Source organism: Herminiimonas contaminans (genome assembly GCF_015645465.1).
Classification (GTDB): domain Bacteria; phylum Pseudomonadota; class Gammaproteobacteria; order Burkholderiales; family Burkholderiaceae_D; genus Oxalicibacterium; species Oxalicibacterium contaminans.
The window spans coordinates 1-7008 of sequence record NZ_JADOEL010000033.1 but is presented as its reverse complement, the minus strand read 5'-3'; the positions used below and the strand labels follow the sequence as shown (position 1 = coordinate 7008).

Sequence of the window (7008 nt, the reverse complement as noted above, 5' to 3'; positions counted from 1 at the left end):
CCGCTGGCTATGGACCTATAATCACGAACGCCCCAACATGGCCATCGGAGGCATCACCCCAAAACAGAAACTGGCCCTGGCCGCATAGTCTCTACTCTCAAGTCGCTTTAAAAATGGGGGGATTACCACCCCAGACTAGCGATTCATCGCCACCAAACCATGGACTACCTCGCAGGGTTCATGCCATACGTTTTCACCAAGGGCGTGGAGGAAGACTACACACCGCGCCAACGCTTGTCATTGCGCTGGCTAAGTGCCGAAGAGATGCATAGGTGGATTGAGAACTACGATGCAAAATTTGGCGATGAGATGATGGTTCACTTACAGCGCCAAATAGACGGCATTGAGTTTGACGGTCGCGGCGACTAATTTGGTGACTAATTAGTAAATTCGGTACTAATTTTTACTAATGCCACAAACAAGGAAAGCGATATGAAGACTCTTCTTTTAGCCCTCTTCAAGAAAGCTATTTTTTAAAGAAGTCCCTTACAAACATTATCCTTTATAGACAAACACATCCACATTCTTTATCAGAAGAATCCCGCCAACATTTGCCGCTCTTTTATGAAGTAATTTTAGCTATCGCGATTTATATTATCAGTGCATCCGAATGCAAACACGACGCCATACTAGCGCATGAACAAACTCAGGCCCTAAGCCTAAGCCACAGAGATAGTTGCCCCAGTTTACGAGATGGAAAATGAAAGTAATTCTGGCCCTTGATTTTGACGGTGTACTACACAGTGTCCAAGGGCCTGCTTTCGAGCACCTTGCGCGATTCGAATCCATCTTGAGGCAATTCCCGGAAATCGATATCGTCGTGTCGAGTTCTTGGCGCGAGGCATATGAGTGGGACCACATTCTTAACTACTTTAGCGAAGACTTGCGTCCGCGGATTATCGGCGCAACGCCAGTGCTTTCGGCAGAGGGACCACAGCACCCAACGCACATCCGGCATTTAGAAATCAGAAAATTTCTTGAGGATTCCGGACGAGGCCTGCATCAGTGGATTGCCCTTGACGACGACGCATCTCTGTTTCCTCCACTGTGCCAAGAGCTTGTGCTTTGCGATGCGCAAAGAGGGCTAGATGCTGCGACAGCAAGACTGCTTCGAAAAAAACTGTGGCAACTACAAAAAGTAGGGACTTAGGCTTAGAAGACGAAACAGACCGAGCACACTGATTCAAAATTCGATTAACGCACGTCAATCGCGTTGCGCGACAAGCAAGCGCTCGACTTGGTCAGCGTTGGCCTGACAGATAGCCCTGAATGCTCCACTGATACGCTCATCACGCGCTGCACGACGCCAAAATACTAAAGCCGCTTCCGCAGCTTGAACCCAGACACCACGCTCTTTCGGCACAGGTAAGGCTGGCGCAAAATCGCGCTCGACAAGTTCAACTCCACGCTGCGGGGCATACAACATAGGCAGCATGTCATAGGCCGGCGTCAACGTAAGCCCGGGTAGAAATGCGAGGTTACCGTCATGCATATCAGTATTGGCAATTAAGCGACCAAAATGCTCCAACAGATTTATCTCGCGAGCAGTCTCAGCCGAAATGTAGCCCTCTTTCAACAAAGTCTCTGCACCCTCCGACCACGGACCTGGCAATCCGAATAAAGCAGCATTCAATTCATGCCAAGTGCATACGCCAGAGCGACCGAATTCGCCGTGTCGGTCAAAACGCTCAACTTCGTAGAACGTACGACCTGCGAACTGATAAATGCGGCTTTGTGCCGCGCTCAATTGAAGCGTGTCTGCAATAGTAGTCAGTGCCAGGTGCTCGCAGATTAGTAAGTCAGCCCATCGTTGTTCTTGCGGTGACCTTTCAGCACCGGAAAATTTGACGATGACATGCGTCGGTTGTCCATTCACAAATCGTCGTGCAGTAAATTTAGGAAATTCACCGGCGACTAAAGAAGAGTCCACCACCCCAACATTCAGCGCCTGCAAAGCACGTTGCGGGTATTCTGTATCGAGCATGTCATCGGGGATGAAATGACTACCTTTTTGCTGCTCTTCCAGAAGGCGGCGTAAGGCATGTTCACCTAGAATGTAATTACCCGGCTGGTCCCAGCCAAGCACGCGCAAGGCATGCAGCACATCGTCCTCGCTCCAACGCTGTACGTCCTCATCAACTTGCAGGATAGCTGCGAACTGGTGTGCAAAGTTACGCCCTAGGTAACCTTGCGGCCGCATATCGCCCAACAGATAAGGAACGCTGCGGAACCAGCCATCAGCCATCTCATCGTCGAGCGGCCAAGGACATGCTTCCGTAAAACGCATCGCACAACCTGCTGGATAAATAGGTTCAAGCAGGCCGGCTTCATGTGCACGACCGGACGCATCAATACGATACAGAACTAATGCAGTCGGATTACCGCGAATCGAACGACGTGCCGCATACGCAGTCCTGCGCGCGCGACCACCAGAAACAACTTCGCCATCCAGTTCGGTAATTGCTCGCATCAAGGATGGCCGACTCACCGCGAGACGTCGCAATAGCTCGCCTGATGGCTGCCGGCCCCAGGTCCTTAATATTTCTAAGACTGTTTGAGCAATTCCCATGTAACGATTCTTTTATTCATAAATATGAATTCATCATACGCAAAATGACATTGCCGCATCAATATTATGTAACGATTTATGTAACGATAAATAAGTTACAAATCCATCAAAAAATCTTCTGCAAGCTCCACACGCCGGCACCTCGCCACGTCCAAGCTGCTCGCGGAGAGCCCATACACAACCCACAGAAATTTGCTCGTTAAATTGCTCATTATGAGCATAATGCTCGATTAAACGAGCATTACTTGACATTCGACGTACGTGCGCATACAATGCTCGTTAAATCGAGCATTGACGCCATAACGGGTGATTTAACGAACATGAAAGTACAACAATCAGCAGTTCTCAGTACACACCTCGCGCAAGAGGTCGTCCACCTCGGACGGCTTCTTGCTCGTTTGCGCCATGCCCGTAAAGTCAAACAAGTCGATGCTGCCCTGCGCGCAGGACTATCTCGTAATACGGCCTACCGCATCGAGAAGGGCGACGCCGGCTTGGCAATTGGACAGATACTTCGGTATTTGGAAGCTATCGCGCCAGGAACTACTCTAGCAGGGCTACTGCTGGAGTCAGACCCAGCGCTGAGTGCCCTGCAGGCTCGGGAATCAACGAAGCGCGTACGTGACCTGAGCGCTGCGGAACTCGATGACTTGAATTTCTAGAGCCGACTGCACCGCAGTAGAACACTACATCTAAAGTGGGATTTTTCATGGCAGCCAAAGAACTGAAACTCATGACGTTCGCGCACTTAGGCGAAGGCTGGGCACCGTGCGGACAACTCACGATGACCGAAGAAGGCACTGAACTGTTGGCATCGAGCTTCGCTTACGGGCTCAACTACCTCAACCGCGCCGATGCCTTAGAGGTTGACCCGGTCAGCCTGGCTATCCGTGGGCCGCAGTCAGTAAAGGGCAAGCTGCTACTGCCCGTCAACAATCTAGTGAACTTCGGCGGCATCCGCGACGCCGCGCCAGACTCTTGGGGACGCCGAGTTATTGAGGCCAAACTCAAAGTGCCTGCAAACAGCCTGACGGAGTCGCAATACTTACTTCATGCAGGTAGCGAGAGGGTTGGCGCGCTAGACATTCGTGCCAGTATCAAAGACGAACCAACGGGCGCCATCGGCAGCGTTCACGCTCTCGCATATCTGATGGAGGCTGCTGAACGAATTGAGGCCGGCGGCGACGTCCCGGCCAATCTTGAATACATCTTCATGGCCGGGTCAGCACTCGGCGGCGCCCGGCCCAAGGCCTCTGTGCGCGACGATGATGGTTCTTTGTGGCTCGCAAAATTTCAGAGCCAGAATGACGCCTTCGATATCCCTGCGGTCGAGTGTGCTTCGTTGGTACTTGCGCGGGAAGCTGGTTTGAACGTGCCCCCGGTGAATACGCGCATAATCGGCGACCGTCGCATTATGATGATTCGACGCTTTGACCGCTATTGGCTGGCACACGGTACGCAACCAAACGCAGCAACGGACTTGATGCTCGAACCCAGCGCCGGCTTGACCGAGCGCCGCATGGGTTTCGTAAGCGGCCTAACCTTGGTGGGATGCGACGAAACGGAATCGCGGACCAAATCCTATGCCGACCTCGCCCAAGCTGTACGCAAGTATTGCCATACCAGCGTGATTCGAGCAGACAACGAAGAGCTCTTCAAGCGGATGGTGTTCAACATCTTCGCGAGCAACGATGACGACCATCTGCGAAACCACGGATTCATCTGGGACCCTCGCCTGGCCGGGTGGCGTCTCAGCCCTCTCTACGATGTACTGCCGCGACCTAGCCTCGCTACCGAGCGCTACCTTCATCTAGGTATTGGCCCGCAGGGTCGCATCGCGACAATCGACAACGCACTGGGGGGACATGAAATGTTCTCATTGAGCCTACCCCGTGCTTGCGAGTTGATTGGCGAAGTCTGGCGAGTGGTACGCGAGTGGAAGGTGTCGTTCGAGCGCTCGAACGTCTCGGCCGATGACATTGCCAAGATTGCGCCTGCGTTCAGGCACTTGGACGACATCAGCACTGTGGACACGCGCAAACTGCTGCCCTGATAATTAGTAAGTTCGTTACTAATTCCTACTACATGCGTTTATCTATATTGATGATTGCAAGAACACTGGGCAAGACCTGTCAGTGTAGGAACACATATTCATGACGTCACTCTGCCTGCAAGACGATTACTCTCGGTTTAAAGAAAGACTGCGGCGCAAAATAACGAAGGTAGTCAAATGCCCTTTTCCTGTTTGTAAGTAGCTCTTCCGTTTCACCTATCCAAATATCAGGCTCATTTTTCTGAACAGGGTGCATCCCAAACAGCCACTGTTTATCCGCGACATATTTGAGTGGTACAACATATTTTTCTCTTGTGCATAGCGCAGCAAATGCACGGAAAAATTTACCTGCGGCCACATGTTCCGCGTAGCGCGCTAAGTCGATGGCTTTCATGAATAGGCCGACTGCATCTTTGGGCCGACCAGTAAAAACGGCCATGCGGGCCTGAAATGAATAGAGATGATATAGCCCACGCCCTTCATGCTTGCTTACATACTCTTCGAACTCTTCAAGACATCGTTGGATAAGTTCAAAATCGCCCTCTTCCCTCGCCACTTGTGTACACAAGAGCGTATTCAAAGTGAGGTAGCTTTCGGGGACTTCCGTATCGAGTATTGACTGGTTACTTCTGTCGATGAATGCTGCTCTAGCAGAGTCATTATCAAAGCCTTTGCCCACGCCAGCAGCTACTCCCTGTTTAAGTTCGTCATCACCACAGTTATCAAGAAAAAGAGCAATCCAAAACCATAGGCCATACGCCGGATTACTTTCCATCCCGTACGCCTTGCGAATCAGGGGGAAGGAATCCTTTCTAGGGTCTTGTTTTCCATTCTCCCATCGATACATGGTTTTGCTGAACTCTTCCACGTTTTCAACGCCGGCTCGCTTTGCTGCCGTCGCAGCACTGAGCTGCTCAACTTTTCGAATCCAACGAAGATACTTGCCTACCAGTTTGTCGCTTGTTGGTTCCTCCAAGAATTTACGGAGAAAGCCGACACCCCATTTCTGCTCCAGCCATGCCAGTGTCACTGCAATACGCTGGCCAAAGTAAAAAACCTTTAAATGGGATAGCACGTCAGATTTTTTTAGCCCAGCAGCAGAAATCTCGACCACGTAGTATCGCGCGTAGCCGGACATGATTTGAGACAAACGATGTCTCACATCCGACGCAATCGCCGGGGATGTCCATTCTTTCCCCAGTATGTGCTCCAGCTCTACAAGCAGGCTCGGCAAGTTATGCGACTTCATTGGTGGCGATGCGTCAATGTCCGACAAGTCAAAAAGCCTCCTCTTCCCTTCCGCAAGCTGCTTCACATCACTGTAAAGCGCGCTTTCTTTTGGAACCAAATGGCTCACTTGAATGAATCCGAACACCAACGATTCAATCGAGGGGTATCCCCATATGTATTCTTCTGTTCCTGTGCACATGGCTTAAGCTGTAAAAGTGTTATTTCTTGTTTTCAGCGACGCGTTTCGTGACATGAGCGGTCAGCGAGTCTTTTCGGACCTGACCTCCGCCTGTTATCGCCTCTTTGGAATGAATGCGTTTTTGCGCATCCATTGTCCATGGCGTCTTGGTCTTTGGGGCCGTTTTACCTCTAGTTGCGCCTGCCGGCTTACTGGAAACAATCTTGTTGTGCGATTTGGTTTGATGGCCTGGTTGTTTGCCTGCGTTCATTGCGACACTCCTTATGAAAAATTTATCCGAAAACTCGGACAAACAAAATATAAAGAATGTCGAGCCGCTGGAGTACCGGCAAATCGGGAAACAAATTTTCCGTGGCGGTATTTTAACGCGAGAGTGGAGCGGCCTAAGCGGTCAGTTGAATGTGCTCAAATATCGAAAGCATACCCATCCGTGCACTTATGCTCCGGTTTCAGCCTACCGGTAATCGAGTAAGAAGCCACGGCCAATGAGCATTGAGAAAGAAGAATTGGGCACTTGAAACGGCCTGAGGCACCACACCTTTCAGCCGGGGTTTTAGTGGTAATTTAGTGGTAATTACTGCTGCGTTACCACTGACTTTGGTTGCGCCCGGTTGCGCTTGACAGCGCATAAGTGATTGATTATATTGACTTTGTGTTTTGAGAAGTCAGCGTAAGGAAGTTGGATTTCGCGCTTTTAATCCGTTGGTCGCAGGTTCGAATCCCGCACGGCCTACCACGAATTCACAAGGGTCTAGATGAAAATCTAGACCCTTTCGTGTTTCTGAAATCTGAAAACATGAAGCCGTCTTCATGTCCTCCACACAGCTTTATGAATCGCCCCGAGTTTCTTAGACACTCGCAAGCCTCTCGAAGTACTGCTTTTCATAGTTGACGGGCGAAAGCCGGTCAGCATGATTATGACGTCGTTTGACGTTGTAGAACATCTCGATGTAATCA

8 protein-coding genes are annotated in these 7008 nt (G+C 50.7%); 4 read left to right on the top strand and 4 right to left on the bottom strand.

Going from position 1 to position 7008, the window contains the following annotated elements:
* The first annotated feature begins 159 nt into the window (after positions 1–159).
* Together IXC47_RS19020 and IXC47_RS19015 are read left to right on the top strand one after the other, a co-directional pair.
* Positions 160–369, top strand: coding sequence for a hypothetical protein (locus IXC47_RS19020; RefSeq protein ID WP_195876731.1), 210 nt, complete (start codon positions 160–162; stop codon positions 367–369).
* Positions 370–700: 331 nt separating this feature from the next.
* Positions 701–1150 (top strand): HAD domain-containing protein, encoded by a 450-nt coding sequence (locus tag IXC47_RS19015; RefSeq protein ID WP_195876730.1) that lies wholly within the window; start codon positions 701–703, stop codon positions 1148–1150.
* A 54-nt stretch (positions 1151–1204) separates the two neighbouring features.
* On the opposite strand, the gene yjjJ is transcribed toward IXC47_RS19015, so the two are convergent.
* A complete protein-coding gene (yjjJ, locus tag IXC47_RS19010) occupies positions 1205–2569 on the bottom strand; it encodes a type II toxin-antitoxin system HipA family toxin YjjJ (protein ID WP_195876729.1) in 1365 nt (454 codons plus the stop codon).
* A gap of 245 nt (positions 2570–2814) precedes the next feature.
* On the opposite strand from yjjJ, the gene IXC47_RS19005 reads away from it, so the two are divergent.
* Both IXC47_RS19005 and IXC47_RS19000 read left to right on the top strand, forming a co-directional pair.
* Positions 2815–3231, top strand: a complete 417-nt coding sequence (locus IXC47_RS19005) for a helix-turn-helix domain-containing protein (RefSeq protein ID WP_230089669.1) — start codon at positions 2815–2817, stop codon at positions 3229–3231.
* A gap of 47 nt (positions 3232–3278) precedes the next feature.
* On the top strand, positions 3279–4622 hold the full coding sequence (locus IXC47_RS19000; RefSeq protein ID WP_195876728.1) for a type II toxin-antitoxin system HipA family toxin: 1344 nt from the start codon (positions 3279–3281) through the stop codon (positions 4620–4622).
* 106 nt (positions 4623–4728) lie between these two features.
* Here the strand turns inward: IXC47_RS19000 and IXC47_RS18995 are convergent, their stop codons facing one another.
* The 3 genes from IXC47_RS18995 to IXC47_RS18985 form a co-directional block, all read right to left on the bottom strand.
* Complete coding sequence (locus IXC47_RS18995; protein ID WP_195876727.1) at positions 4729–5997, bottom strand: helix-turn-helix domain-containing protein; 1269 nt, start codon at positions 5995–5997, stop codon at positions 4729–4731.
* A gap of 73 nt (positions 5998–6070) precedes the next feature.
* Positions 6071–6301, bottom strand: a complete 231-nt coding sequence (locus IXC47_RS18990) for a hypothetical protein (protein ID WP_195876726.1) — start codon at positions 6299–6301, stop codon at positions 6071–6073.
* Positions 6302–6899: 598 nt separating this feature from the next.
* The coding region (locus IXC47_RS18985; RefSeq protein ID WP_195874814.1) for an IS3 family transposase at positions 6900–7008 on the bottom strand (109 nt) is incomplete at its 5' end.